Annotated in this window: 21 protein-coding genes; 13 read left to right on the top strand and 8 right to left on the bottom strand. The window is 71.2% G+C overall.

What is annotated here, in order from left to right; translation table 11 throughout:
- Positions 1-63 precede the first annotated feature (63 nt).
- A complete protein-coding gene (locus tag Aple_RS16085; RefSeq protein WP_170321497.1) occupies positions 64-663 on the bottom strand; it encodes an RDD family protein in 600 nt (199 codons plus the stop codon).
- Positions 664-1,032: 369 nt separating this feature from the next.
- Between Aple_RS16085 and Aple_RS16080 the strand changes: the two genes are divergently transcribed.
- The 4 genes from Aple_RS16080 to Aple_RS16065 are packed head-to-tail and all read left to right on the top strand — an operon-like array spanning position 1,033 to position 4,607.
- Entirely contained in the window at positions 1,033-1,905 is an 873-nt protein-coding gene (locus Aple_RS16080) for an amino acid ABC transporter permease (protein WP_155345405.1), read from the top strand.
- 5 nt (positions 1,906-1,910) lie between these two features.
- Positions 1,911-2,663 carry an amino acid ABC transporter ATP-binding protein gene (locus tag Aple_RS16075; protein WP_155345512.1) on the top strand — a complete coding sequence of 251 codons (753 nt, stop codon included), beginning with the start codon at positions 1,911-1,913 and terminating at the stop codon, positions 2,661-2,663.
- A gap of 14 nt (positions 2,664-2,677) precedes the next feature.
- On the top strand, positions 2,678-3,667 hold the full coding sequence (locus Aple_RS16070; RefSeq protein WP_155345404.1) for an ABC transporter substrate-binding protein: 990 nt from the start codon (positions 2,678-2,680) through the stop codon (positions 3,665-3,667).
- A gap of 19 nt (positions 3,668-3,686) precedes the next feature.
- Positions 3,687-4,607: an NADP-dependent oxidoreductase gene (locus Aple_RS16065; protein WP_155345403.1), complete on the top strand. Its 921-nt coding sequence runs from the start codon at positions 3,687-3,689 to the stop codon at positions 4,605-4,607.
- Between the two features lie 6 nt (positions 4,608-4,613).
- Here Aple_RS16065 and Aple_RS55535 read toward each other — a convergent pair whose 3' ends face one another.
- Entirely contained in the window at positions 4,614-4,991 is a 378-nt protein-coding gene (locus Aple_RS55535; protein ID WP_281361564.1) for a winged helix-turn-helix transcriptional regulator, read from the bottom strand.
- A gap of 162 nt (positions 4,992-5,153) precedes the next feature.
- Here Aple_RS55535 and Aple_RS16055 point away from each other — a divergent pair, with 162 nt between their 5' ends.
- Entirely contained in the window at positions 5,154-5,711 is a 558-nt protein-coding gene (locus tag Aple_RS16055; RefSeq protein WP_155345402.1) for an NADPH-dependent FMN reductase, read from the top strand.
- A 47-nt stretch (positions 5,712-5,758) separates the two neighbouring features.
- On the opposite strand, the gene Aple_RS16050 is transcribed toward Aple_RS16055, so the two are convergent.
- Both Aple_RS16050 and Aple_RS16045 read right to left on the bottom strand, forming a co-directional pair.
- Positions 5,759-6,664 carry a hydroxyquinol 1,2-dioxygenase gene (locus tag Aple_RS16050; protein ID WP_246264512.1) on the bottom strand — a complete coding sequence of 302 codons (906 nt, stop codon included), beginning with the start codon at positions 6,662-6,664 and terminating at the stop codon, positions 5,759-5,761.
- Positions 6,661-7,845 carry an FAD-dependent monooxygenase gene (locus Aple_RS16045; protein ID WP_155345401.1) on the bottom strand — a complete coding sequence of 395 codons (1,185 nt, stop codon included), beginning with the start codon at positions 7,843-7,845 and terminating at the stop codon, positions 6,661-6,663. The genes Aple_RS16050 and Aple_RS16045 overlap by 4 nt, the downstream gene beginning before the upstream one ends.
- 248 nt (positions 7,846-8,093) lie before the next feature.
- Here Aple_RS16045 and Aple_RS16040 point away from each other — a divergent pair, with 248 nt between their 5' ends.
- Complete coding sequence (locus tag Aple_RS16040) at positions 8,094-8,942, top strand: DMT family transporter (RefSeq protein ID WP_246264517.1); 849 nt, start codon at positions 8,094-8,096, stop codon at positions 8,940-8,942.
- On the opposite strand, the gene Aple_RS16035 is transcribed toward Aple_RS16040, so the two are convergent.
- A complete protein-coding gene (locus tag Aple_RS16035) occupies positions 8,875-9,954 on the bottom strand; it encodes an MGDG synthase family glycosyltransferase (RefSeq protein WP_246264511.1) in 1,080 nt (359 codons plus the stop codon). The two genes, Aple_RS16040 and Aple_RS16035, sit on opposite strands and share 68 nt — an antisense overlap.
- Here Aple_RS16035 and Aple_RS16030 point away from each other — a divergent pair.
- The 7 genes from Aple_RS16030 to hpnH all read left to right on the top strand — a co-directional run bounded on the left by Aple_RS16030 (position 9,948) and on the right by hpnH (position 17,501).
- Positions 9,948-10,727, top strand: coding sequence for a polysaccharide deacetylase family protein (locus Aple_RS16030; protein ID WP_246264509.1), 780 nt, complete (start codon positions 9,948-9,950; stop codon positions 10,725-10,727). The two genes, Aple_RS16035 and Aple_RS16030, sit on opposite strands and share 7 nt — an antisense overlap.
- Positions 10,728-10,897: 170 nt before the next feature.
- Positions 10,898-11,755 carry a squalene synthase HpnC gene (hpnC, locus tag Aple_RS16025; protein ID WP_170321496.1) on the top strand — a complete coding sequence of 286 codons (858 nt, stop codon included), beginning with the start codon at positions 10,898-10,900 and terminating at the stop codon, positions 11,753-11,755.
- A complete protein-coding gene (hpnD, locus tag Aple_RS54410) occupies positions 11,752-12,609 on the top strand; it encodes a presqualene diphosphate synthase HpnD (protein WP_246264505.1) in 858 nt (285 codons plus the stop codon). Before hpnC ends, hpnD begins: the two co-directional genes overlap by 4 nt.
- The gene (hpnE, locus tag Aple_RS16015; RefSeq protein ID WP_246264504.1) at positions 12,606-13,943 is read left to right on the top strand and encodes a hydroxysqualene dehydroxylase HpnE; all 1,338 of its coding nucleotides are present in this window, start codon (positions 12,606-12,608) and stop codon (positions 13,941-13,943) included. Before hpnD ends, hpnE begins: the two co-directional genes overlap by 4 nt.
- Positions 13,940-15,883, top strand: a complete 1,944-nt coding sequence (gene shc, locus Aple_RS16010; protein ID WP_155345397.1) for a squalene--hopene cyclase — start codon at positions 13,940-13,942, stop codon at positions 15,881-15,883. Before hpnE ends, shc begins: the two co-directional genes overlap by 4 nt.
- Complete coding sequence (locus Aple_RS16005; protein ID WP_155345396.1) at positions 15,880-16,500, top strand: phosphorylase family protein; 621 nt, start codon at positions 15,880-15,882, stop codon at positions 16,498-16,500. Before shc ends, Aple_RS16005 begins: the two co-directional genes overlap by 4 nt.
- Positions 16,497-17,501 carry an adenosyl-hopene transferase HpnH gene (gene hpnH / locus Aple_RS16000; RefSeq protein WP_155345395.1) on the top strand — a complete coding sequence of 335 codons (1,005 nt, stop codon included), beginning with the start codon at positions 16,497-16,499 and terminating at the stop codon, positions 17,499-17,501. Before Aple_RS16005 ends, hpnH begins: the two co-directional genes overlap by 4 nt.
- Position 17,502: 1 nt before the next feature.
- Here hpnH and Aple_RS15995 read toward each other — a convergent pair whose 3' ends face one another.
- From Aple_RS15995 to Aple_RS15985, 3 genes are all read right to left on the bottom strand, one after another.
- A complete protein-coding gene (locus Aple_RS15995) occupies positions 17,503-18,240 on the bottom strand; it encodes an SDR family NAD(P)-dependent oxidoreductase (RefSeq protein WP_155345394.1) in 738 nt (245 codons plus the stop codon).
- A 157-nt stretch (positions 18,241-18,397) separates the two neighbouring features.
- A complete protein-coding gene (locus Aple_RS15990; protein WP_155345393.1) occupies positions 18,398-21,349 on the bottom strand; it encodes an FAD-binding and (Fe-S)-binding domain-containing protein in 2,952 nt (983 codons plus the stop codon).
- A gap of 101 nt (positions 21,350-21,450) precedes the next feature.
- Complete coding sequence (locus Aple_RS15985) at positions 21,451-22,449, bottom strand: SDR family oxidoreductase (RefSeq protein ID WP_155345392.1); 999 nt, start codon at positions 22,447-22,449, stop codon at positions 21,451-21,453.
- Positions 22,450-22,793 lie beyond the last annotated feature (344 nt).

Genomic DNA, 22,793 nt, shown 5'->3' with positions numbered 1-22,793 from the left:
GAGCGTTCTTGACCACGGGCTGCTGGTTACACGCGCCTGGGCTGGAACTGTCCGATCTTCGGATCAGCGCGCGAGGAGTGTGGAGACCAGTACCAGGGCTATGCACAGGGCGAACAGGATGCCCAGCCCGACGAGTAGGCTCGACCGGCCGGAGGCCCTCCGATCGGGGTCCCGTAGATCGATCACGACGGTCTTGGCGATCACATCGTGGAGGCATCGCCTTTTAGGGTCTGCGAACATCCACAGCGCGTCGGCGAGATAGAGCACCGCTCCGAGATATGGGATCGCTGTCAGGACGGGATGGACAAGGGCACGAAGTCCGGAATCGCGTATGTTGGGTACTTCTCCAGTCGTGCTCGACACGACTTTCAGACGGCAGAGCCGCTTCCCAAGCGTCTGACCCCATCGGGCGTGCAATAGCCAGAAATAGATGCCGAGAAAGACCGTGGCGACAACTTCGATCCGCCACTCGGGGTTCCCCGCATAGGGGTTGACAAAACTGCTGAAGATCGATTCTCCCGAGGCTGACGTTTCTTTGTAGAACGACAGTGTCAACGGCGCGGTAGCGAGGATACAGACCAGGCCGTCAATGAACCAAGCGGCAAATCGATGACGCCTGGCGGCGAGAGGCTTCGCCGCTAGTGGAAGGGGGGCGGTTGTCATGCGGGCCAGTGTGCCGGAAGGAATCTGACGCTGGAAATGGGTCCCGCCAGGTCCCCCATCCCGACGACCCCTTCCCAAGATCGTCATGGGAAAGCGACTGCGGCGGCACGCCGTTCTCCACCCGGGCCTCGGGGCGGCGTACGTCCACGAAGAGTGCGCCGTCCGCGCGCTTGCGGGCCGCCTGGGCCGGGTCGATCAGGCTGTTCTCGCTGGGGTTGGTCATGATGTTCCTTCCTCGTTGGAAAACCTATTAAACCAGTAGGACTTGACGGAAATTGAGTGCGGTGCTGAGGTTGTGGGTGTGATCGAAGCTTGGAAAGGCCGCATCCCGATGCTCGTGGAGCTTCCGCGCCGTCCCCGCCAGGCCGGATGATGGCGGTTCCCGAAACCCGGACCGCGCCGCTGAAGCAGGACGGTGGCAGCGCGCCGAAGGTCGTCACGACTCGCCGGCCGTTGCGCTGGGTGGCCGCCCTTGTCGTGGTCGTGCTGCTGGCCATGGTGGTCAATGCCCTGGTCACCAATTCGGCCTGGGAGTGGGACGTCGTCGGGGCGTACCTGTTCGCGCCCTCGGTGGTGCGGTCGGTGTTGCTCACCATGGAGTTGACCGCGCTTGGCATCGTGCTCGGGTTCGCGCTCGGGACCGTGCTCGCCCTCATGCGCCTGTCGGCCAACCGGCTGCTGTCCTCGGTCGCCTGGGGCTACGTCTGGCTGTTCCGGTCGGTGCCGCTCATCCTTCAGCTGCTGTTCTGGTACAACCTGGCGCTGCTCTATCCGCGCCTCTCCTTCGGCGTCCCGTTCGGGCCCGGCTTCTTCGACGTCGGCACCATGGACCTGATCAGCCCGCTCGCCGCCGCCGCGCTCGGCCTCGCCCTGCACCAGGCCGCGTACGCCGCCGAGATCGTCCGGGGTGGCCTGCTGTCGGTGGACCCCGGCCAGCGCGAGGCCGCCGCGGCGCTCGGCATTCCCCGGGCGCGGCGGCTGCTGCGGATCATCCTGCCGCAGGCCATGCGGACCATCGTGCCGAACGCGGGCAACGAGATCATCGGCCTGGTCAAGGGCACCTCGGTCGTCTACATCATGGCCCTGCCCGAGCTGTTCTACCAGGTCCAGGTGATCTACAACCGGAACGGCCGGGTGATGGCCCTGCTGCTGGTGGCGGCCATCTGGTACCTGATCCTGACCACCGTCCTGTCCATCGGCCAGTACTACATCGAGCGCTACTACGGCAGGGGGCGCTCGTGAGCGTCATGGTGGAGCTGACCGACGTGCGCAAGAGCTTCGGCTCCCTGGAGGTGCTGCGCGGCGTCAGCCTCCGCGTACGGCAAGGCGAGGTGGCCGTGATCCTCGGCCCGTCGGGTTCCGGCAAGTCCACCCTGTTGCGCACGATCAACCACCTGGAGAAGGTCCAGACCGGCACGGTCGAAGTGGACGGGGAACTGCTCGGCTACCGCCGCTCCGGCGACCGGCTGCACGAGCTGCCCGAGCGGGAGGTCCTCCGGCAGCGCACCAGGATCGGCTTCGTCTTCCAGAACTTCAACCTGTTCCCGCACCTCACCGTACGGGAGAACGTCGCGGAGGCGCCCCGGTCGGCGCAGCGGCGCCCGCGCGCCGAGGTGGACGCGCTCGCCGACCGGCTGCTCGACCGCGTCGGCCTGGCCGAGAAGGCCGACGCCTACCCGCGCACGCTCTCCGGCGGCCAGCAGCAGCGGGTGGCCATCGCCCGCGCGCTCGCCCTGGAGCCCAAGGTGGTGCTGTTCGACGAGCCCACCTCCGCGCTCGACCCGGAACTCGTCGGCGAGGTCCTGGAGGTGATGAAGGACCTGGCCCGCAGCGGCACGACCATGCTCGTGGTCACCCACGAGATCGGCTTCGCGCGCGAGGTGGCCGACACCGTCGTGTTCATGGACGAGGGCCTGATCGTCGAACAGGGCCCGCCGTCCCAGGTTCTCGACCATCCCCGGCACGAACGCACCCGCGCTTTCCTCAGCAAAGTCCTCTGACCAAGGGAACCCCGATGCGCCTCACCCTGCGGCGGGCCGCCGCCGTACCCGCCTTCCTGCTGCTGCTCGCCGCCGCTGCCTGCGGCGAGGAACCCACGCTCACCCCCGCTGACGCGCCCAGCTCCGCCGCGCCCGCGGTGGGCGGCCAGACGATCAACATCGGCCCGGACCAGAACCGGGTGCGGGCCGGGAAAGTGCACGCCATCGCCGCCCAGGTGCCCGCCGCCATCGCCGAGGACGGCAAGCTGACGGTCGGCTTCAGCGGGGAGGGCTCGCCGCCGCTGGTCTTCCCGGCCACCGACGACACCACCCTGATCGGGGTGGAGACCGACCTCGCCCAGCTGGTGGCGGACGTGCTCGGCCTGGAGATCGCGCCGGAGAACAGCTCGTGGGAGAACCTCTTCCTGGGCACCAAATCCGGCAAGTACGAGGTCGTCTTCAACAACGTCACCGTCACCGAGGAGCGCAAGGACACCTACGACTTCGCCACCTACCGGATCGACCAGCTCGGCTGGCAGGTGATCGACTCCAGCCCGATCAAGGAGATCGGCAAGCCGGCCGACATCGCGGGCCTGCGCGTCTCGGTGGACTCCGGGACCAACCAGGAGAAGATCCTGCTCGACTGGGACGAGCAGAACAAGCAGGCGGGCCTGAAGCCGGCGGAGATCCAGTACTACCACAAGTACGGCGACGCGCTGCTGGCCCTGAAGTCGGGCCGCATCCAGGCCTACTTCGGCCCGAACCCGGCCATCGCCTACAACATCGCGGTCAGCGGCGGCTCCCGCATCGTCGGCACCGCCTCCGGCGCAGGACCTGACCTCCAGGGTCTCATCGCCGCCATGACCAAGAAGGACAACGGCCTGGTCAAACCGGTCAACGAGGCACTCACTACGGTTATCGGCAACGGCAAGTACGCGGAGGTGCTGGCTCGCTGGGGGCTGAGCAACGAAGCGATCCCGCAGTCCCAGATCAACCCGCCTGGTCTCCCCAGGCAGGGCGCCTGAACAGGAAAGAGGAAATTCGATGGCGAGAGCGTACGTCTACCGCGAGCACGGCGGCCCTGAGGTCGAGGACCTGGCCGACCTGCCCCGGCCGGTCCCGGGGCCGGGGCAGGTACTGGTGGCGGTCAGGGCCGCCGGAGTCAACCCGATCGACTGGAAGCGGAGGACCGGATACGCCCCGCCGGGCGCTGCCCCGGAGGCGCTGCCCGCCGTCTTCGGCAGCGAGGTCTCCGGCCTGGTGGCCGCGGTCGGCCCGAACGTCACGGACTTCGCGCCGGGCGACGCGGTCTTCGGCAACCCGATCACCGGCGGCTACGCCGAGTACACCCTGCTCCCCGTCGACCTCACCGCGCGCAAACCGTCCGGCGTCTCGTTCCCGGCCGCGGCCACGCTGCCGGTCGCGGCGGCCACCGCGTACGACGCCGTCCAGCAGGTGCGCCTGCTGCCCGGGGCGACGTTGCTGATCACCGGCGTGGGCGGCGGGGTGGGCGTGGCCGCCGCGCAGATCGCCCGCCACGCCGGTCTGCGCGTGCTCGGCACGGCGAGCGCCGAGAAGAAGGATTTCGTGGCCTCGCTGGGAGTCACGCACGTGGAGCCGGGACCCGGGACGGCCGACCGGGTGCGCGCCGCCGCGCCCGACGGCGTCGACGCGATCGTCGACCTGGTCGGCGGCGCCGCCCTGGAGGAGGTGGCCGAGGTGCTCGACGACCGCGCCAAGCTGGTCACGGCGGCGGACCGGGCGACGGTGACGGCGCTCGGCGGCGTGGGGGTGGAGCGGGCGCGCACCCGCGAGGTGCTGGACGCGGTGGCGTGGCTGGTGGCCGAGGGCGTGCTGGATCCGTACGTGACGCGAACCTTCCCGCTGGCCGAGGCCGGCCGGGCGTTGCGGGCGGTGGAGGAGGGCCATGCCCGGGGCAAGGTCGTGATCGAGGTGCTTGGGTGAGCGAGGTCACGATGTCGAGGCGCGGTTCTCCAGGACGGTGTGGCCGTGGGTGTCGACCCAGTGGGTGAGGGCGTTGATCGGCTCGAGGAGGGTGCGGCCTAGGGGGGTCAGGGCGTACTCGACGCGGGGTGGGACCTCGGCGTGGACGTTGCGGGTGACCAGGCCGTCGTGTTCGAGGTCGCGGAGGGTCTTGGTGAGCATGCGGTGGGAGATGCCGTCGACGGTGCGCAGGAGTGTGGTGAAACGTTGCTCGCCCGCGGTGAGGGAGGCGATGACCACGAGGGTCCACTTGTCGCCGATGGTGGTGAGCAGGCCGCGTAGGAGTGATTTGAGTTGGTCATCTTCGCAGGCCGATGGGACGTTCGCAATGTCTGGGATCATCATTTCGCTCCTTTTCCGATATGCACTTTGAGGTGCGTATCGCACTAAATAGTGCATGTCCTTTAGTGGGAATCAACCTTTCCCTGCGGCTGCTCAGGGGGTCGGGACGGTCATTTTGCCAGGGCCGTTCAAGGACATCAGACATCGACCCTGAGGAGTCAAGACGTGACGAGGATCGCCATCATCGTGGGGAGCGTGCGGCCGGGCCGGTACAGCAGGACGGTGGCCGACTGGGTGCTCGCCCAGGCGGCCGGGCGGGACGACGCGGAGTTCGCGATCGTCGACCTCATCGACCACCCGCTGCCCCATCTCGACGAGCCGGCGCCCGCCTCCGGCGGTCGCTACGACAACGAGCACACCAAGGCCTGGTCGCAGGTCATCGACGGGTTCGACGGGTTCGTGTTCGTCACGCCCGAGTACAACCACTCGACCACCGGCGTGTTGAAGAACGCCATCGACTATCTCTACGCGGAGTGGAACAACAAGGCGGCCGGATTCGTCAGCTACGGCGTCGCGGGTGGCGTCCGGGCCGTGGAGCACCTGCGGCTCGTCGCCGCCGAGGTGCAACTCGCGACGACGAGATCCCAGGTGGCGCTGTCCTTCTACACCGACTTCGAGAACTTCACCACGCTGACGCCGGGCGCGCACCAGGTCGACGCGCTGGCCGTGACGTTCGACCAGGTTGTCGCCTGGTCCGAGGCGCTCGCGCCCCTGCGCAAGTGAAGGCGGGGCGGCGGCCGACCAGGCCGCCGCCCTGTTCGCCCACCGGGCTATGTCCTGGCGGGGGCGAGGACGATGTCGAAGCGGACCGCCGACCAGGTGCCGTCCACCTTTCGCCCATCGGGGGTCGGCGTGCCGTCCGGCTGCTGCTGGAAGTGCTGGACGAGTGACTCCTTGACGCCGAAGACGGCGTCGGAGTCGAGTAGCGGGTCTCCTTGGACGAAGATGTGCGTCACCAGGGTGCGGTAGCCCTCGTGGACGACCATGAAATGAAGATGGGAGGCCCGCAGCGGGGATCGTCCCACCGTTTCGAGCATTGTCCCGACCGGCCCGTCGTGGGGGATCGGATACGGCGTCGGCGTGATGCCCCAGAACCGGTAGTTTCCGTCGTCGTCGGTGTAGAGGTGGGCGCGGGCGGCGGTTCGGTCATCGTCGTACTGGACGTCGTAGCGGCCGTCCTCGTCGGCCTCCCACACCTCGATGAGGACACCGGGCAGCGGTCTGCCTTCGGTGTCCCGGACCGATCCTTCCACCCAGCACGCCTCGCCGGCCGCGCCGTTGGAGATGTCCCCGCCGAGCGGGACCTCCGGCGAGCCCTCGACGAAGAACGGGCCCACGACGCTCGCTTCGGTAGCCTCGCCGTAGGCCTCGTTGTTGACCGCGATGGTCTGCATCGAGGCGCCCAGAGTGTCGGACAGCAGGATGAACTCCTGCCGCTTGTCGGTGGTGATGTGGCCGCATCGGGTGAGGAAGTCGATCGCCTCGGCCCACTCCGCTTCGGTCAGCCGGACCTCGCGGATGTAGGCGTGCAGGTGGCGTACGAGTCCGACCATGAGCCGCTGGAGCCGCGGGTTGGCGCACGCGTCGAACGAGCGCACCACGAGCTCGGTCAACCTTTCCTCGCGGTCCTGCTGCTGCGCGGGCACGGTGGTCATCGCGGTGGCCTTCCTTGTCATGCGCTCATTGCGACATCGGGGTCGTACCCGTAGATCCAGCCGTTCGCCACCAGGGGGTCCGAGTCGGCGAAAGACTTGTCGCGGGCTTCCTGCTCGGGTCCGTCCGGTAAGTGATTGATGTGCGAACGCCCATGGCTCACCTCCTGCAGGCGGTTCGTTCGAGGCATGCGCAGCGCCTCGTAGCGTCTCAGGGCGCGGGCAGGATCTGTCCCGTCCTCGGCAAGGCAGGCGGCCAGCACGGCGGCGTCTTCGATGGCTTGCGCGGCACCCTGGCCGAAGAAGGGGAACATGGGGTGGGCGGCGTCGCCGAGGAGCGTGACGGTTCCGCGACTCCAGCGACGTAACGGGGGCCTGTCCAAGAGCGCCCAGCGCCCCGGGGTCCCAGCGGCCCTGATCAGGTCCCGCAGGCGGGGATCCCATCCTTCGAACTCCGCGCGGAACTCCTCGACGGTGGCGGTCGCGGTCCACGACTCGACCGAGTAGTCGCCCGCTGGGGCGCACGCCACCAGGTTCACGAACCTGCCGCCCAAGACGGGATAGTGCACCAGGTGGCGGGCCGGGCCGATCCACAGCGTCTGCGCGGGCCGCCGGGCGAACGGCGGGGCCTGGTCGGCTGGGACCAGCGCGCGGAAAGCACACATGCCGGAGTACCTTGCGGGCGTCGCATCGGCCAGCGACTGCCGTACCACGGAATGAACGCCGTCAGCCCCGATCAGGACGTCAGGCTCGATGCGTTCGCCGTCCTCGAAGAGCAGCGCGGGGCGATCGCCGTCGTCCAGCTTGACACCGCGCCTGCCCAGCTTGATCGTCCCTTCGGGCACGGCCGCCTTGATGACGTCGAGCAGGTCGGCGCGGTGCGCGGTGTACGTCTGCTCGCCGTACAGCCGAGAGCATTCGGTGGTGAGGTTCTCGGCTGACAAGACGCTCCCGTCCTGCCACCGCCGGAACTCCCAGCCGACGTCGAGCCGCACGGCCTGCCGCAGGAAGACGTCGATGACGCCCAGCCGCCGGATCAGCCGAGCCGCGTTGGGGGCCACCATGATGCCGGCGCCCAGCTCCTTCAGTTCTGGCGCCTGCTCGTACACGGTGCTCGAGAGGCCCGCGCGATGAAGGAACGCGGCGGTTGCGAGCCCGCCGATGCCACCGCCCAGAATCGCGATGTCAGGTGATTGCACAGCCATCCGCCTCGCACTCCGCTTCAGTTGTGAACGCCGACCACGTCATACTGCATCGGCAAGCGGGGCAAGAGCGTACATTTCGTCATCCTATGAACAGTCGGGCTACGACTAATTGTTTCAGCCCGACTTGTCCGACGGTATCGGTTCGCAATCTGGATGGTGTCCCAAACGTGATCTTCCCTGGTGGTGGGGAACGCTAATTCAGCACCCCCCGGTAGACGGTCGCCGTCCTGGGAGGGGTATTGATCTCCGTGATGCTGGCGTTGCTCGCCGCGGTCAGTAATGCTGTCGCGTCGGTGTTGCAGCGTCGCGCGGCGCGAGCCGTGCCCGCGCGGAAGGCCTTCCGGTTCGCCCTCATCCTGGCTCTGGTCCGCGACCGGATCTGGCTCGGCGGCATCGCCGCGATGATCGCGGCGTTCGTTCTCCAGGCGGCCGCGCTCGCCACGGGAGCGCTGGCGATCGTCCAGCCCGTGCTCACCATCGAACTGCCGATCACGGTGCTCATCCTGTCGCGGGCGTTCGGCGTGGCGCTCGATCGGCGATCATGGCTGGCGGTGGGGACGATGATGCTGGGGATCACGGTTCTGCTGGTCAGTGCCGCGCCCACCCCCGGGGATCGGGTCCCCACCGCGTCGGAATGGGCGCTGGCCACCATCGTGACGGGATGCGCCATCGCCGGGCTCGTGCTGGCGGGCCGGCTCGCCACCGGCCTGGCCCGGCCGGCCGCGCTGGGGGTGGCCGCCGGTATGGGCTTCGCCTTCACCGCCGCCTTCATCAAGCAGAGCACGTCCATCCTCAGCCAGGACCCGTCCGCGCTGGCCAGGTCCTGGCCGCCGTACGCGATGGTGGCGGCCGGCCTGTTCAGCGTGTTCCTGCTGGAGAACGCCTTGCAGAGCGGTCCCTTGGTGGCCTCCCAGCCGGCGCTGACCATCAGCGACCCGGTGGCCGGCATGCTCTACGGCGCGCTGATGTTCGGCGAGGACATCCGGGCGGGGGCGTGGATCCTGCCCGAGGTGCTGGGCGTCGTCCTGATCATTCGGGGCAGCTTTCTGCTCGCGCGGTCGCCTCCGGCGCGGGCCGCCCACCCGGCGCGGAGATGAGCACGGCCTCGGCCGGCGCCGACGCGAACAGGGCGGAGGCCAGGGCGACCCGGGGCCGCTCGTCCCGCAGGCGGTCCAGCGCGTCGAGCAGGGCCGCGGCGTCGCGCGCGTACCCGGCGACGCCCGCGCGGGCCATCGCGAGGGCGCAGTCGCGGCCGTGGCCCGCGATGGGCCGGTAGATGATCACGGGCAGGCCTGCGGCGAACGCTTCCACGCAGGTCAGCCCGGCGCCGTTGTCGACCAGCGCGCAGGCCGCCGCCATCAGGCCGGGCATGTCGTCCCGCCACCCGAGCACCACCCCGGCGCCCGAACCGGCCAAGGTACGGCGCAGCCGGGCGTCACGCCCGCACAGCACGACCGGCGTGTACCCGGATCCGGCCAGCACGCGCGCGGTCTCCGCCAGCCGGCCCACCCCCCACGACCCGGAGGACACCAGCACGAGCCGGTCTCCGGGTTCCGCCGTCCGATCGCGGAACGCGGGTGCCACGACGGGCGCGCAGGTGAAGGCGGGCAGGCCCGTGGCGGCGGCGATGGACGCGCGTGCGGCGGGATTGAGGGTGAGCACCCGATCGTTGCCCGGATGCAGCCAGAGCCGGTGCACCGCGAAGTCGGTGATCAGCACCGTGCTCGGCGCCCGCAACCGGCCGCGCCGCCGCAACCGCCCCGCGACCTGGGCGGCCAGATGAAACGTGGACACGACCTCCACGGGCGGGCGGCGGGCGAGCTCGCGGCTCAGCCGGGCCGCCATCAGGCCGGTCAGCGGCGACACCGACGGCGCCCGTTTGGCCAGGAAGAAGACCTGGTAGATGACCTCGTAGAGCCATGGCGCGCGTTTGATCATCCAGTGGTAGCTCCGGCGCAGCGCGACGCCCAGCCGGAACGGGAGCAGGTGGAGGACATCGATGATCTCGACGTCGGCGCCTTCCGCGCCGAGCCGCCGCGCGAGTTCCGCGGCGACCTGGTCATGACCGGCGCCCATGCTCGCGCTCAGGATCAGCAGCCGCCGTGTCACCGCTCCTCCACCCGGCGATCGGAGTGAACCGGTTCGCCCTGCCGATGGCGGTGGCCGGGCTGGGGCTGCTGCACGCGGGCCCGGCCGCGACCTGGCTGCCCTCCGTACGGCGCCGGCTGCCCGGTCTCAGCGGGGTCGGCGATCCCGGCCATGTGGCGCTGACCTTCGACGACGGCCCGGATCCGCGGTCGACTCCGCGTTTCCTGGCGGAGTTGCGGCGGCTCGGCTGCCGGGCCACCTTCTTCGTCCTCGGTACGGCGCTCGAACGCCATCCGGACCTTGGACGTGCCATCGTCGCGGAGGGGCACGAGGTGGCCGTGCACGGCTGGCGGCACGACAACGCCCTGACCACCCGGCCGGGCCGGGTGGCCGCGGAGATCGGCAGGGCCGCCGCCCTCGTCGAGTCGGTGACCGGGGCGCGTCCCGTCTGGTACCGGCCGCCGTACGGCGTGCTCTCCTGGGAGACCCTGGTCGCGGTCCGGCGGCTGGCCCTGCGGCCGGTGCTGTGGACGGCTTGGGGCAAGGACTGGACGGATTCGGCGACCCCCGACTCGGTGCTGGCCACGCTGACGCCGGGCCTGCGGGGCGGCGCGACCCTGCTGCTCCACGACTGCGATCTCAGCGGGGCCGGTGAACGCTGGCGTTCGGCGCTCGGCGCCCTGCCCCGGCTGGTGGACCGCTGCCACGCGATGGGGCTGCGGGTCGGGCCGCTGCGGGACCACGGCGTCGCGGGTTCCCCTGACAAAGGCCACGGGTCCTCCTTGTTGCGATGATCACCGTTTTTTCCACCCGGGCATGCCCCGAAACAGCTGGACCGTCAATTCTTGACGTGGCGCGTTTCGTATTCCCGCTGGTCGCGTGGTGATTTGTAAATTCCCTATCAGGTGGGCGTAATAGGAGCAGGCCGCTGTTTATCCGGTCTTTTCCGGGAAATCCAGAGTCTGTGTCGTCGTCGCAGCTGAATAGCATTCGGGGAATTCTGGCAAAGGCCAGGTCAGAAAATTTCCCCGTCGCTTTGCGGTTGCTGCCGCGCGGCTACCGTGATCACCTCTCGGCGGTGTACGTGTTCGTCCGGTTCCTGGACGACATCGGCGACGAGGCCGAGCCGGGGGACCGGTCGCGCCTGCTCGACGCCGTCGAATCGGACCTGGATCGTCTCTACGCCGGGTCGGACCCTCGGCTGGCGCCCACCCGGCTGCTCCGCCGGACGGTGGAGGCGTGCGCGATCCCGGCCGAGCCGTTCCATCGGCTCGTGGCGGCCAACCGGCGCGACCAGTCGGTCACCCGGTACGCCACCTTCGACGACCTGCTCGGCTACTGCGCGCTGTCGGCGAACCCCGTCGGGCACATCGTGCTGCACGTGTTCGGCGCGGCGGATCCCCAGCGGCTGCGCCTGGCGGACGGGGTGTGCTCCGCGCTGCAGATCATCGAGCACTGCCAGGACGCCAGGGAGGACTACGCCCGCGGGCGGGTGTACCTGCCCGGCCAGGATCTGCGCCGGTTCGGCTGCGCCGAGGACGATCTCGCGGGCCGTACCACGCCGGTGCGGGTGCGCCGGGTGGTGGCGATCCAGGCGGAGCGGGCCGCGGCGCTGCTGGCCCGCGGGCGTCCGCTCGCCGCCGCCCTCACCGGTCCGGCCAGGGTGGCCGTCGCGGGCTACGTCGCGGGCGGCCAGGCCGCCCTGTCCGCGCTCGAAGGAGCCCGCTACGACGTTCTCGGGCGGACCGTCCGGCCCCGTCGCGGCCGGTGGCTGGCCGGGTGGCTGCGCCTTCTTGTCATGACCAGGAAGAGGTTCCGGTGACAACATCCCACGCGTACCGGTGTTGCGAGCAGATCGTCCGCTCCCGGGCACGGAACTTCTCCTACGGGATCCGGCTGCTGCCCGCGCCCAAACGCCGGGCGCTCAGCGCCGTGTACGCCTTCGCCCGCCGCATCGACGACATCGGCGACGGTGACGGACCCGTCGGCGAGCGGCTGGCACGCTTGGAGCAGGCGCGCGCCTCGCTCCGCCGATCGGCGCCGGACGACGGCGACCTCGTCCTGGTCGCCCTGGCCGACGCGGCCCGGCGCTTTCCCATCCCGCTGACCGCGTTCGACGAGCTCATCGACGGGTGCGTCGCGGACGTGCGCGGCGTGACCTACGACAGCTTCGACGACCTGCTGGACTACTGCCGGTGCGTCGCCGGATCGACCGGGCGGCTCTCCCTCGGCGTCTTCGGCGCCGCCGACCTGGCTGCGGCCGCGCCGCTGGCCGACGCCCTGGGCCTGGCGTTGCAGCTGACCAACATCCTGCGTGACGTGCGCGAGGACAGGCTCGCCGGACGGATCTACCTCCCGGCGGAGGACCTGAAACGCTTCGGCTGCACGCTGGAGATGGACGTCTCCGGCAGGTTCACCGATCCGCCGCCGCGGCTGGCCGCGCTCATCCGGTTCGAGGCCGGCCGGGCCCGTGAGTGGTACGAGCAGGGCAGGCGCCTGATGCCCATGCTCGACCGGCGGAGCACCGCATGCGCGGCGGCGATGGCCGGCATCTACCGGTCCCTGCTCGAACGCATCGCCGCCCACCCCCTGCGGGCGCTCGCCGCGACGTCGTCGGTGCCCTCGTGGCGCAAGGCGTACGTCGCGGCCTCCGCGCTGGCCGGACTCAGCCGGTGAACGGCCCCCCGGCGAAGGTCGCGATCGTGGGCGGCGGGCTGGCGGGCATCTCCGCCGCCGTGGCCCTGGTACGGGCGGGCCACGCGGTCACCCTGTACGAGGCGCGGCCCCGGCTGGGAGGCGCCACGCACTCCTTCGACCGCGGCGGGCTGTCGGTGGACAACGGCCAGCACGTGTTCCTGCGCTGCTGCACGGCCTACCGGGGGCTGCTCGACCGGATCGGGGTGGCGGACCGGGTGCGCCTGCAGGACCGGTTCGACATCCGGGTCCTCACCCCGGACGGGCGGACCGGACGCCTGCGCCGCGCCGCCCTCCCCGGGCCGCTCCATCTGATGCCCGCCCTCGCGACCTACTCCCTGCTGCCACCGGCGGACCGGCTCCGCGCGGTGCGCGCCTCGCTCGCGCTGGCCAGGCTCGACCCGGCGGACCGGGCGCTCGACCGGATCGACCTGGCGAGCTGGCTCACCGCCTGCGGCCAGCGCGACCCCGCCCGGCAGGCCCTCTGGGACCTGTTCACGGTGGCGGCGCTGAACGCGGGCAGCACGGAGGTGGCGCTCGGGGCGGCGGCGATGGTGTTCAAGACCGCCCTGCTCGGCCGCGCCGGCGCCGCCGACATCGGCGTGCCCGCCGCACCCCTCGGCGAGCTGCACGGCACCGCCGCCCAGGCCGCCATCCGGCGCGGCGGCGGCGAGGTCCGCCTGTCGGCCAAGGTCACGGCGGTCGGGCCGGGACCGGCGATCGTCGTGGACGGCGTGCGCGTCCCGGCGGACGCCGTCATCGTGGCGACCCCGCACGACCAGGCCGCGCGGCTCGTCCCCGCCGAGGCGGCGCCCGATCGGGACCGGTGGAGCGGCCTGTCCGCGAGCCCGATCGTCAACGTGCACGCCGTCTACGACCGCCGGGTGACCGGCCTGCCGTTCGCCGCCGTCGTGGGCTCGCCCGTGCAGTGGGTCTTCGACAAGACCCGGGTCGCGGGGCTCGGCACGGGCCAGTACCTCGCGGTGTCGGTGTCGGCCGCGGACCGGTGGATCGACCTGCCGGTCGCGAAGATCCGCAACGAGTTCGCGCCCGCGCTCGAGCTGCTGTTCCCGGCGGCGCGGCGGGCGGCGCTCACCGACTTCTTCGTGACCAGGGAACGGCGCGCCACCTTCCGGCAAGGGCCGGGCAGCGGCGCGCTCCGGCCGCCGGCGGCCACCCGGCTGCCCTGGCTGTACCTCGCCGGCGCGTGGACCGACACGGGCTGGCCCGACACGATGGAGGGCGCCGTGCGCAGCGGACTCCAAGCGGCCCGGCTGGCCAGGCGTTACCTGCGGCAGGGGGTGGCGGCGACATGACCCCGCCCGTTCCGCCGCAGCCGGCGGCCGCCAGGGAGCTGGTCGAGCCGGTCCTGCGTGAGACGGTCGCTCGGCTGGATCCCGGGGTCACTGACATGGCCACCGCGCGCGCCCTCGACCGGGCGTGCGACCACCTGATCGCCCTGCGCTCCGGCGAAGGGTGGTGGAAGGGCGAACTGCAGACCAACGTGACCATGGACGCCGAGGACCTGCTGCTCCGGGAGTTCCTCGGCATCAGGACCGAACGTGACACGGCCGAGGCGGCCCGCTGGATCCGCGCCCAGCAGCGGGACGACGGGACCTGGGCCAATTTCCACGGCGGCCCCGGCGACCTGTCCACCACCGTCGAGGCCTACGTCGCGCTCCGGCTCGCCGGCGACCCGGCCGAGGCCGCGCACCTGCGCGCCGCCGCGGAATTCGTCCGCCGGTCGGGCGGCATCGAGGCGACGCGGGTCTTCACCCGGATCTGGCTCGCCATGTTCGGGCAGTGGTCGTGGGCGGACCTGCCGGTCCTCCCGCCCGAGCTGATGTTCCTGCCGTCCTGGTTCCCGCTGAACATCTACGACTGGGCGTGCTGGGCCCGCCAGACGATCGTCCCGCTCACCGTGGTGAGCGCGCACCGGCCGGTCTGCCCGCTCCCGTTCGACCTGGCCGAACTGCGCACCGGCCGCCCGGCGCGGCAGCACGCCCGGACAGGCTGGGAGGTCGCGTTCGCCCGCCTCGACCGCGTTCTGCACCGTTATGAACGGCAGCCGCTGAAGGCACCCCGAGAAGTGGCCCTCCGCCGCGCCGTGAACTGGATCGCCGCCCGGCAGGAGCTCGACGGATCCTGGGGCGGCATCCAGCCCCCCTGGGTGTACTCGCTCATCGCGCTGCGCCTGTCCGGGTACCGCCTCGACCATCCCGTCATGGCCCGGGGCCTCGCCGGGCTCGACCGGTTCACCATCCGGGACCACCAGGGCCGCCGGGTGGAGGCCTGCCAGTCGCCCGTGTGGGACACCGCGCTCGCCGTCAACGCCCTCCTGGACGCGGGAGTCGCCGCCGACCATCCGGCCGTCGCCGAGGGCGCCGACTGGCTGCTGACCCAGGAGATCACCACCCCGGGGGACTGGTCGGTCCGGCGGCCCTCGCTGCCGCCCGGCGGCTGGGCGTTCGAGTTCGACAACGACATCTACCCCGACACCGACGACACCGCGGAGGTGGTCCTCGCGCTGCGCCGGACCCACCGCCCCGGCGCCCGCCCGGCGATCGACCGCGCCCTGCGATGGATGGCCGGCATGGCCTCGCGGGACGGCGGCTTCGCGGCCTTCGACGCCGACAACACCCGCGCGCTCTGCGCCAAGCTGCCGTTCTGCGACTTCGGCGCGGTCATCGACCCGCCGTCGGCCGACGTGACCGCCCACGTCGTCGAGGCGCTGGCCCACGAGCGGCCGGCCGGCGACCCGGCCCTGCGGCGCGGGGTCCTCTGGCTGCTGAAGGCGCAGGAGGCGGACGGCTCGTGGTTCGGCCGGTGGGGCGCCAACCACGTCTACGGCACCGGCGCAGCGGTCCCCGCCCTGGTCGCGGCAGGGGTACGCCCGCAGGCGCGTTGTGTGCGCCGGGCGGTCGCCTGGCTGGAGCGCCACCAGAACGACGACGGCGGCTGGGGCGAGGACCTGCGTTCCTACGCCGATCCCGCCTGGGTCGGCCGCGGGGAGTCGACGCCGTCACAGACGGCGTGGGCGCTGCTGGCGTTGCTCGCCGCCGGGGAACGCTCGGCGGCGGTCGAAGGGGGCGTACGGTGGCTGGTCGAGCGGCAGCGACCGGACGGCACCTGGGACGAGCCGCACTTCACCGGGACCGGCTTCCCCCGCGATTTCTATATCAACTACCACCTCTACCGGCTCGTCTTCCCGATCAGCGCCCTTGGCCGCTACCTGCGCTCGGGGGAGCCGTCATGACCGGTCTGCTGGTCTGCGCCGCACTCGGGATCGAGGCGTGGGCGGTCAGGCGCGGCCTTTCCCCAGACGTACGGGTGCTCCGTACCGGGCCGGGGCCGCGCCGGGCCGGGCGTGCCGCGGCGACCCTGCCGCCGTACGACGCGCTGGCCGTCGTCGGGTTCGGGGGAGCGCTCGACGCGAGCCTCCGCCCGGGGGAGGTGTTCGTCGCGGACGAGGTCCGGTTCGCCGGGCGGGTGGTCCCCTGCCCGTCGGCGGCCCGGCTCGCCGCCGAACTGGCCCGGGCGGGCCTGCCCGTACGGACCGGCACACTGCTGACCAGCGGCCACGTGGTGGTGGGGGCCGAGCGCCGGCGCCTCGCGGCGGGCGGAGCGCACGCGGTCGACATGGAGACCGGCCCGCTCGCAGCGGCGGCGTCCGGCCATCCGCTGGCGGCGGTGCGCGTCATCGTCGACACGCCCCGGGCGTCGCTGTTCAGCCCGGCCATGCCGTGCCGCGTCAACCTGGCCCGCCGGGCGCTGCACCGGATCGGCCCGGCCCTGCTGCGGTGGGCCGCGGACACCGGTCCGCCGCCTGCCCGAGCCGTCCGCTCCACCCTTCACAAGGAAGTGCGACCATGACGATCCCGATCCGCCAGAGTCTCAGCATCGGTGGCTACATCCTCCGCCAGAAGCTCCGGCGGCGGGCGAAGTTCCCGCTGCTGGTCGAGCTGGAGCCGCTGTTCGCCTGCAACCTCGCCTGCGCGGGCTGCGGCAAGATCCAGCATCCCGCCGACGTGCTGAAACAGCGCATGCCCGTGGACCAGGCCGTCGCCGCGGTCGAGGAGAGCGGCGCCCCCATGGTGTCGATCGCGGGCGGGGAACCGCTCATGCACCCCCAGATCGCGGACATCGTCAGGGAGCTCACCGCCCGCCGCAAGTACGTCTACCTGTGCACCAACGCCCTGCTCATCCCGAAGAAGCTCGACCAGTTCGTGCCGTCCCGGTACTTCGCGTGGACGGTGCACATCGACGGCCTCCGGGAACGCCACGACGCGTCGGTACGCAAGGACGGCGTGTTCGACGAGGCGGTCGCCGCCATCCGCGAGTGCCGGCGGCGCGGCTTCCGGGTCACCACGAACACCACGTTCTTCAGCACCGACACGCCGCAGACGGTCATCGAGGTGCTCAACTACCTCAACGACGAGCTGTCCGTGGACCAGATGATGATCTCCCCGGCGTACGCCTACGAGAAGGCGCCCGACCAGGAGCACTTCCTCGGGGTGCGGCAGATCCGCGAGCTGTTCCGCAAGGCCTTCGCCGACGGCAACCGCCGCCGCTGGCGCTTCAACCACTCTCCGCTCTTCCTCGACTTCCTCGAAGGCAAGGTCGACTTCCCCTGTACGGCATGGGCGATCCCGTCCTATTCGCTGTTCGGCTGGCAACGCCCGTGCTATCTGATGGCGGACGGCTACGCCCGCACGTACCGGGAGCTGATCGAGGAGACGGACTGGGACTCCTACGGCCGGGGACGCGACCCGCGCTGCGCCAACTGCATGGCCCACTGCGGCTACGAACCCACCGCCGTCTTCGCCACTCTCGCCTCCCTGAAGGAGTCCCTGCGCGCGGCCCGCAGCGGCTGACCTACCCGAGCGGCCGCGCGAGCCTGCGGAACGGTCCGGGTGCCGCCCCCCGCAGTCGGGCCGGCAGGCGAAGCCACGCCGGCACGTACGATTCGGCCCGGCCCCGGCGGATGGCCGTCACGATCGCGCGGGCCACCCGCTCGGGTGGGATCGGCCGGGGCCAGCGCCGCTCGTACCCGGCGCCGCGCCGGTCGAAGAAGGGTGTGTCCACCACGCCGGGCAGCACCGTCGACACGCCGACCCGCCGGGACCCGCGGAGTTCGTGGTGGAGCGCCTCGGCGAAGACCAGCAAGCCCGCCTTGGTCGCCGAGTACACCGCCTCGTTCCCCACCCCGATCGCACCGGCGATCGACGCGACGAAGACGATGTGTCCCTCACCCTTTGCCACCATCCCCGGCAGCAACAGCCGGGTCAGCTGAATCGGCGCGGCCATGTTGACCGCCACCAACTCGTCGGCCCGCTGCTGCGGCATCCCCGCCAGAGGCCCCGCCCACCCCACTCCCGCGTTGTTGACCAGCACATCGACGGCACCCGCCCGTTCGGCGAGCTCATCCACGCCGTCCATGACATCCGAGACCACGACACATCCACCGGTCTCGGCGGCAACCGCCTCCAGCCGCGCCTTGTCCCGCCCCGCCAGCACCAGCCGCGCGCCGGCCTCGGCCATCACCCGCGCGGTCGCCGCCCCAACTCCCGAAGACGCGCCGGTAATCAGAACGCGGGCCCCGGCAAGCCTCATATCGCTCTCCTCTGCGGCTATCAGGGGTTCTGTACCCCTGGAGCGGGCGCGCGCTCTCCCTTTCCGATCATTTGGCTCGTCGTGTACGACGATGTGGGGCCGGCCTCTGCTCAAGAGTCGAGCGTGCCGGCGGCCTCGACCCGGTCGATCGGAGTCATCACCGGTGGCCCGCGCCGACCCGTTCCGGCGGCCTCGCGGAGGCGCCTCCGGCTTCCATCGCCTGGGTGCGGAGCTCGCGAGCCGCTGGGGTCTTCGCCCGCCGTGCCGGGGCGGGGCGCCGGGCGGCCCGCTCCGGGAAAGCGGCGGGCAGCGCGTCCCGCCAGGCGGCCTTCAGCGCTTCGGCCAGGTGCAGGGCCTGGCGGCCGATGCCCGCGTGCTCGATCTGGGTACGGCAGCTGAACCCGTCGGCCAGGATCAGCGCCTCATCGGGGGCCTGACGCAGGGCGGGCAGCAGGGCGTACTCGGCGCAGGCCATGGAGAGCGCGAAGTGCCCCCGTTCGAAGCCGAAGTTTCCCGCCAGGCCGCAACATCCGGCGTCCAGGACGGTCAGCTCGGCGCCGGCGGCGCGCAGCAGGCGGGCGTCGGCGTCGGCGCCGAGGACGGCGTGCTGGTGGCAGTGCGGCTGGAGGAGCACCGGCCGGTCCAGGCGCGGCGGCCGCACACCGTGGCGGTCCAGCAGCTCGGCGAGGGTGACGGTCTGGGCGCGCAGCCGAGCCATGTCCAGGTCGTGCGGGAAGAGCTCGGCGGCGTCGGCGCGGAGCACGGCCGTGCAGGACGGCTCCAGGGCGACCACGGGCAGCCCGGCTCTGATCTCCTCGCGCAGCACGCGGACCGTGCGCTGGATCACCCGTTTCGCGGTGTGCAGCTGGCCGGTGGAGATCCAGGTGAGGCCGCAGCAGAGCGGCGCGCGCGGCAGCCGTACCGTGAAACCGGCGCGTTCCAGCACGCGCACGGCGGCGACGGCGACGGCGGGGTGGAAGTTGTCGGTGAAGGTGTCGGGCCACAGGACGACCTCGCCCCGGTACCCGTCACCGGCCGGGCCCCGGCGGGCGTACGAGTCGCTGAACCTGGCCTTCGCGAACGCGGGCGCGGGTCGTTCCGCCGCGATTCCGGCCAGCCGTTTGAGCGGCCGCGATGCCGCGAGCCGGTTGGCGAGGCCGGGCAGCAGGCTCGCCAGCCGCGCCCAGATCGGGAGCCAGCCCATCGAATAGTGCGCCATCGGACGCAGACGGCCCCGGTAGTGGTGGGACAGGAACTCGGCCTTGTAGGTGGCCATGTCCACCTCGACCGGGCAGTCGCTCTTGCAGCCCTTGCAGGCCAGGCACAGATCGAGCGCGTCCCGCACCTCCGGCGATCGCCAGCCGCCGGTGACGACATCCCCGCGCAGCATCTCGAACAGCAGCCGGGCCCGGCCCCGGGTGGAGTGCTTCTCCTCCCGGGTCACCCGGTAGCTGGGGCACATGACCCCGCCCTCCTCCCGGCGGCATTCCCCGACGCCGACGCAGCGCAGCGCCGTCCGGGCGAAGGAGTTCTCGTCCTGGGGGTAGGCGAAGACGGTCGGCGGGTCCGGCGGACGGTAGTCCGTACCCAGGCGGAGATGGTCGTCCAGGCGGTCGGCGGGGATGAGCCTGCCGGGGCTCATCCGGCCGCGCGGGTCGAACAGGGCCTTGAACTCGGCGAAGGCGGCCATCAGGTCCGGGCCGAACATGCGCGGCCACAGTTCGCCCCGGGCCAGGCCGTCGCCGTGCTCGCCCGACAGCGAGCCGCCGTAGGAGACCACCAGGTCGGCGGCCTGCTCGACGAAGGAGCGGTAGGTGTCCAGGCCCGCCTTGGAGGTCAGGTCGAACGGGATGCGGGTGTGCACGCATCCGTGGCCGAAATGGCCGTAGAGCGAGGCCGTGTAGCCGTGCTCGTGCTGCAGGTCGCGCAGGTCGCGCAAGTACGGCCCGAGCTGGTCGGGCGGCACGGCGGAGTCCTCCCAGCCGGGCCAGGCGTCCGGCGCCATCGGCACCCAGGCGGTCGCGCCGAGCCCCGACTCGCGGATCGCCCAGACCTCCTCGGCCTGCCGCCGGTCGTCGAAGAAGGTGGCCTGGAGACCCAACTCGGCGGCCATCCGACGGGCTTGGGCGTCGGCGGCCTCATCCGACTCGGCGCCGAATCGCACGATCAGCCAGCCGCCGCCGTCGGGGAGCAGCCGGAGGAAGTCCTCGTTGAGGTGTTTGACCCGTTCGAAATCGACGAGGCGGTCGTCGATCCCCTCCAGCGCGATCGGCTGGTAGCGGCCGACCTCGGCGGCGGCGTCGGCGGCGTCGAAAACGGTCGGGAACGGGATGACGGCCAGGCAGCGGCCGGGCGGTTCCGGGATCAGCTTGAGCCGGGCCCGCAAGATGGTGACCAGGGTCGATTCCGATCCGACCAGGGCTCGGGTGAGGTCGAAGCCGTTCTCCGGCAGCAGCGCGTCCAGGCCGTAGCCGGAGACGCGGCGTGGAATGTCAGGGAATCGGCGGCGGATCTCGTCGGCGTGGCGGTCGGTCAGGGTGCTCAGCTCGCGGGCCAGGCCGGGCGGCGGCCGGCTGGTCCAGAAGCGGCGGCCGTCGTAGGTCAGAACCTCCAGGTCGGCGACGTTGTCGCTGGTCTTGCCGTACGCCTGGGCGGTCGAGCCGCACGAGTCGTTGCCGAGCATGCCGCCGAGCGTGCAGTGGGTGTGGGTGGCGGGTTTGGGGCCGAAGATCAGGCCGTGCTCCCGGGTACGGGCGTTGAGCTGGTCGAGGACGATGCCCGGTTCCACGACGACCGTGTGATCCTGTTCGTTGACCGAGCCGACGGTGTCGCAGTATTTGGACCAGTCGATGACCACGGCGGCGTTGCAGCACTGCCCCGCCAGGCTGGTGCCGCCGCCGCGCGACAGCAACGGCACGTCATGCTCCCGGCAGACCGTCACGGCCGCCACCGCGTCCGCCACCGACCTGGGCACGACCACGCCGATCGGGACCTGCCGGTAGTTGGACGCGTCGGTCGCGTACATCGCCCGGCTGGCGGTGTCGAACCGGACCTCGCCCGCCACACGCGCCCGCAGGTCACGTTCCAGTCGCTCGAACAGCATGGCCATGCTGCCCACCCTTCCCCCGACAGAACATGACAAAAAGGGTGTTAGACCAAAAAGCCGACAAAGCCGATTTTGGCAGGCCGCCGCCAGTCGGTTACTTCACATCAACGTGTGACAGTGCGCACCAGCCAGGTCACCCCCGCCAGCCCCGCCACCGCGGCCACCAGCCGGCGATGCCGCGACAGCCACACCTGCGGGCTCGCACTGTGCGCCCGCGCGTCGAAACGCCCGTGCGCGCCGAAGTCATGGCCTCCCTCGCCGTCCACCGGCTCCCACAGGTTCACCGGCGCGTACGGGTCGCGCTTCTCGTCGGTCTGCTGGGACGCGTACCCGGTGGCCGCCAGATACCGATCCACCAGCGCCGGGGCGACACGGTCGGCCAGCAGGGCGGCGACCGTCATCGCCCCCACCCAGAACTGCTTGCGCTCGGGATGGTCGGCCGCGAACACGATGGCCCGCGCGGCCACCTCCGGCTGGTAGATCGGCGGCACCGGCTGCGGCCGGTTCGGCAGCCGCGACATCACCCAGTCGAACTGCGGCGTGTTGAGCGCCGGCAGCTGCACCATCGTCACCCGGACCCCACTGTTCTGATGCAGCAGCTCACACCGCAGCGACTCGGTGAACGCCTTGATGGCGTGCTTGGCCGCGCAGTACGCCGACTGCAGCGGTATCGCCCGATACGCCAGCGCCGACCCCACCTGCACGATCGCACCACTCCCGCGCGGGAGCATCCTGGCCAGGGCAGCCTGGGTCCCATGCACGAACCCCAGATAACTCACCTCGGTGACCCGCCGATACTCGGCCGCGCTGATCTCGGTAACCGGCGCGAACACGGTCGCGAACGCCACATTCACCCACACATCGATCGGCCCCAGCTCCGCCTCCACCCGCTCGGCCGCCGCCTCAACCTGCTCCGAATCGGCCACATCCACCGGCAGCACCAGCGCCCGCCCGCCCAGGCCACGAACCTCCTCGGCAGCCGCCTCCAGCCCCACCTCTCCCCGCGCCACCAGCGCCACCGAATCCCCACGCCGCCCGAACATCCGCGCCACCGCCCGGCCAACCCCCGCACTGGCCCCAGTGATGACCACAGTCTTCGCCATCTCCACCCTTCTTTCCTGGGAGAGCGTTCGGACTTCAGTTCCCCTCACCGGTCGTCCCATGCGGCGCACCCCGGTTTGAACTGCGGCGACCGCAGGAAGATCGAGAGCGGCGGCCGTCCCCGCCCCCGACTGCCCCAGCCACGTCAGGACGAAGATGCCCCTATCGGCAACCCGATTCCGTACAGGCTGCGCGGCCACCCCGTCAGCCCATCGCGGGCTTCCTTGCCAGCGTACGCCCCGACCTGCGCCGCCCAATCGCTTCGCCCATTCGCGAGAGTACGACTGATTTGCAGACCTTTACCCCATCGCGGGCTTACCTGATCCGCTGAAGGGCTCTTTGCGAA

The organism is Acrocarpospora pleiomorpha, assembly GCF_009687885.1.
Taxonomy (GTDB): Bacteria; Actinomycetota; Actinomycetes; order Streptosporangiales; family Streptosporangiaceae; genus Acrocarpospora; species Acrocarpospora pleiomorpha.
Note: the sequence above shows the minus strand (reverse complement) of the source record. Positions and strands in the feature narration are given on the sequence as shown.

Coding starts and splice junctions, on each gene's coding strand:
- Aple_RS55535 (WP_281361564.1), bottom strand. CDS start 4,991: ATGATGATCCCAGACATTGCGAACGTCCCATCGGCCTGCGAAGATGAC.
- Aple_RS16070 (WP_155345404.1), top strand. CDS start 2,678: ATGCGCCTCACCCTGCGGCGGGCCGCCGCCGTACCCGCCTTCCTGCTG.
- Aple_RS16085 (WP_170321497.1), bottom strand. CDS start 663: ATGACAACCGCCCCCCTTCCACTAGCGGCGAAGCCTCTCGCCGCCAGG.
- Aple_RS15990 (WP_155345393.1), bottom strand. CDS start 21,349: ATGGCCATGCTGTTCGAGCGACTGGAACGTGACCTGCGGGCGCGTGTG.
- Aple_RS15995 (WP_155345394.1), bottom strand. CDS start 18,240: ATGAGGCTTGCCGGGGCCCGCGTTCTGATTACCGGCGCGTCTTCGGGA.
- Aple_RS16065 (WP_155345403.1), top strand. CDS start 3,687: ATGGCGAGAGCGTACGTCTACCGCGAGCACGGCGGCCCTGAGGTCGAG.
- shc (WP_155345397.1), top strand. CDS start 13,940: ATGACCCCGCCCGTTCCGCCGCAGCCGGCGGCCGCCAGGGAGCTGGTC.
- Aple_RS15985 (WP_155345392.1), bottom strand. CDS start 22,449: ATGGCGAAGACTGTGGTCATCACTGGGGCCAGTGCGGGGGTTGGCCGG.
- Aple_RS16050 (WP_246264512.1), bottom strand. CDS start 6,664: ATGACAAGGAAGGCCACCGCGATGACCACCGTGCCCGCGCAGCAGCAG.
- Aple_RS16075 (WP_155345512.1), top strand. CDS start 1,911: ATGGTGGAGCTGACCGACGTGCGCAAGAGCTTCGGCTCCCTGGAGGTG.
- Aple_RS16080 (WP_155345405.1), top strand. CDS start 1,033: ATGATGGCGGTTCCCGAAACCCGGACCGCGCCGCTGAAGCAGGACGGT.
- Aple_RS16045 (WP_155345401.1), bottom strand. CDS start 7,845: ATGGCTGTGCAATCACCTGACATCGCGATTCTGGGCGGTGGCATCGGC.
- hpnH (WP_155345395.1), top strand. CDS start 16,497: ATGACGATCCCGATCCGCCAGAGTCTCAGCATCGGTGGCTACATCCTC.
- Aple_RS16005 (WP_155345396.1), top strand. CDS start 15,880: ATGACCGGTCTGCTGGTCTGCGCCGCACTCGGGATCGAGGCGTGGGCG.